The organism is Pseudomonas sp. PS01270 (assembly GCF_029959775.1).
In the GTDB taxonomy this organism is placed as follows: Bacteria; Pseudomonadota; Gammaproteobacteria; order Pseudomonadales; family Pseudomonadaceae; genus Aquipseudomonas; species Aquipseudomonas atacamensis.
This window is the reverse complement of the sequence record NZ_JASCPT010000236.1, coordinates 1-3,154: the sequence shown is the minus strand read 5'-3', so window position 1 is coordinate 3,154 and position 3,154 is coordinate 1. Positions and strand designations below refer to the sequence as shown.

Genomic DNA, 3,154 nt, shown 5'->3' with positions numbered 1-3,154 from the left:
AGCCTGCTCGCGAATGCGCAGTGTCAGTCGATATGAATGGTGACTGATACACCGCATTCGCGAGCAGGCTCGCTCCCACAGTGGTTTTGGCGTTCTGGAGGTTTGTGTTACAGGCCTACAACGTCTTCCGCCTGCAACCCCTTCTCGCCGGTGATCACCGCGTACTCAACCTGTTGACCTTCGGTCAGCGAGCGGTGCCCTTCACCGCGTATCGCGCGGTAGTGCACAAACACGTCCACGCCGTCGTCGCGCTGGATAAAGCCGTAGCCTTTGGCGTCGTTGAACCACTTCACGTTGCCGGTTTCGCGTGTTGCCATCTGTTCATACTCCTTTTTTATTATTGAACGGGCTTTTCGCAGGAAAGCCTTCGAGGAACGTCAGCCTGCGTCCGACGTCCATGACAGGGCACCGGCAACAGAGCGCCGAGTATATGACAGGTGAAGAAACTCTCAACAGGAGATTACTTCGGCGCTTTTTTGCCGATTTTCGCCTAATACGGCAAACTGTCCGCCCCGAGCGCCTGCTCGGTTTTATTCACTCACGCAGAAGCCGTATGACCCGTTCCCCGTTCCGCCGTCTTGTGTTTGGCACCCTGCGCCGCCTGTTGTATCTCTGGGTTCGCTCCGAGACCATCAATCAGTCGTCGTTCACCCTCAACCTCGACCGCAGTCGTCCGGTGTTCTACGTCCTGCAAAACCCATCACTGACCGATCTGGCGGTGGTCGACACCGAGTGCACCAAGGCCGGCCTGCCCCGCCCGGTGCTGGCGGTGTCGGTCGGTACGCTGATCGAACCTGCGGCGTTTTTTTATCTGACACCGGACCCGGACTGGCTCGGCCGCCAGGACAAACGCGGTGCGCCGCCGACCCTCACCCGCCTCGTCAGCGCGCTGACGCAGAACGCTGCCGAAGACGCGCAGATCATTCCGGTCAGCGTGTTCTGGGGCCAGTCCCCGGACAGCGAAAACAGTCCGTGGAAACTGTTGTTCGCCGACAGCTGGGCAGTCACCGGACGCCTGCGCCGGCTGCTGAGCATCATCGTCCTCGGGCGTAAAACCCGCGTGCAGTTTTCCGCGCCGATCCACCTGCGCGAACTGATCGATCACAATAAGGGCCACGAGCGCACCGTGCGCATGGCCCAGCGCATCCTGCGCGTGCACTTCCGCAATCTCAAAGCTGCGGTGATCGGCCCGGACATTTCCCACCGGCGCAATCTGGTCAAAGGCCTGCTCAACCAGCCGCTGGTCAAACAGGCGATCCTCGACGAAGCCGAGCGCGAAAAAATCTCCCCGGAAAAGGCCAAGGCTCAGGCCCTGCGCTATGGCAACGAGATTGCTTCGGACTACACCTACACTGCGATCCGTTTTCTCGAAGTGGTGCTGAGCTGGTTCTGGAACAAGATCTACGACGGCATCAAGGTCAACCACATCGAGGGCGTGCAGAACGTTGCGCAGGGTCACGAAGTGATCTACGTGCCGTGCCATCGCAGCCACATCGATTACCTGCTGCTTTCCTATCTGCTGTTCCGCAACGGCCTGACCCCGCCGCACATTGCTGCCGGGATCAACCTCAACATGCCAGTGATCGGCAGCCTGCTGCGTCGCGGCGGTGCGTTCTTCATGCGCCGCACATTCAAGGGCAATCCGCTGTATACCTCGGTGTTCAACGAATATCTGCACACGCTGTTCACCAAAGGTTTCCCGGTCGAGTATTTCGTCGAGGGCGGGCGCTCGCGCACCGGGCGCATGCTGCAACCGAAAACCGGCATGCTCGCGATCACCCTGCGCAGTTTCCTGCGTTCGTCGCGGATGCCGATCGTCTTCGTGCCGGTGTACATCGGTTACGAGCGCGTGCTCGAAGGCCGCACTTACCTCGGCGAACTGCGTGGGGCGAGCAAGAAAAAAGAATCGATCTTCGACATTTTCAAAGTGATCGGCGCGCTCAAGCAGCGCTTCGGTCAGGTCGCGGTCAACTTCGGCGAGCCGATCAAACTGGCGGAATTTCTCGACGCCGAGCAACCGGACTGGCGCCAGCAGGAGCTCGGCCCGCAGTTCAAACCGGCGTGGCTCAACGAAACCACCAACCGCCTCGGCGAGAAAGTCGCCCGGCACCTCAACGAAGCGGCGGCGATCAATCCGGTGAATCTGGTAGCGCTGGCCCTGCTGTCGACCACGCGCCTGGCGCTGGATGATCGCGCCATGGCGCGGGTGCTTGACTTGTATCTGGCGCTGCTGCGCAAGGTCCCGTATTCGCCACACACCACCTTGCCGGAAGGCGATGGCCGGGCGCTGATCGAGCATGTGAAAGACATGGATCTGCTCGCCGAGCAGAACGATGCGCTGGGCAAGATTCTGTATCTGGACGAGCAGAACGCGGTCCTGATGACTTACTACCGCAACAACGTCCTGCACATTTTCGCTCTGCCGTCGTTGCTGGCGAGTTTCTTCCAGAGCACCTCGCGCATGAGCCGCGAGCAGATCCTGCGCTACACCCGCGCGCTGTATCCGTACCTGCAATCGGAGCTGTTCATCCGCTGGAGCCTGGACGAACTAGATGCAGTGATAGACCAGTGGCTGGAAGCCTTCGTCGAGCAGGGCCTGCTGCGTTTCGAGAAGGACGTTTACATGCGCCCGGCGCCGAGTTCGCGGCATTTCGTGCTGCTGACACTGCTGTCGAAAAGCATCGCGCAGACCCTGCAGCGCTTCTACATGACCGTGTCCCTGCTGCTCAACAGCGGCCAGAACAGCATCAGCGCCGAAGAGCTGGAAGATCTGTGCACAGTGATGGCCCAGCGTCTGTCGATCCTCCATGGCCTGAACGCCCCAGAGTTTTTCGACAAGAGTCTGTTCCGCCACTTCATCCAGACCCTGCTCGACCTCGACGTCCTGCGCCGCGACGAAGCCGGCAAGCTCAGCTACCACGAACTGCTCGGCGAGCTGGCCGAAGGCGCGGCAAAACGCGTGTTGCCGGCGGAGATTCGCCTGTCGATCCGCCAGGTCGCGCTGCACCGCAGTGAAGATGCGGCGGATCAGATCACGCCACAGCCTGAGGCTTGAAGCCTTACCCCTGTGGGAGCGAGCCTGCTCGCGAAGACGGAATGTCAGTCGACATTTAGTTTGACTGACCCAGCGCTTTCGCGAGCAGGCGCGCTCCCA

Annotated in this window: 2 protein-coding genes; one reads left to right on the top strand and one right to left on the bottom strand. The window is 60.6% G+C overall.

Annotated features, from left to right (window positions below; all coding sequences use genetic code 11):
- Positions 1-107 precede the first annotated feature (107 nt).
- The gene (locus QMX86_RS27730) at positions 108-317 is read right to left on the bottom strand and encodes a cold-shock protein (protein WP_016771489.1); all 210 of its coding nucleotides are present in this window, start codon (positions 315-317) and stop codon (positions 108-110) included.
- A gap of 236 nt (positions 318-553) precedes the next feature.
- On the opposite strand from QMX86_RS27730, the gene plsB reads away from it, so the two are divergent.
- The gene (plsB, locus tag QMX86_RS27725) at positions 554-3,055 is read left to right on the top strand and encodes a glycerol-3-phosphate 1-O-acyltransferase PlsB (protein WP_110645887.1); all 2,502 of its coding nucleotides are present in this window, start codon (positions 554-556) and stop codon (positions 3,053-3,055) included.
- Positions 3,056-3,154 lie beyond the last annotated feature (99 nt).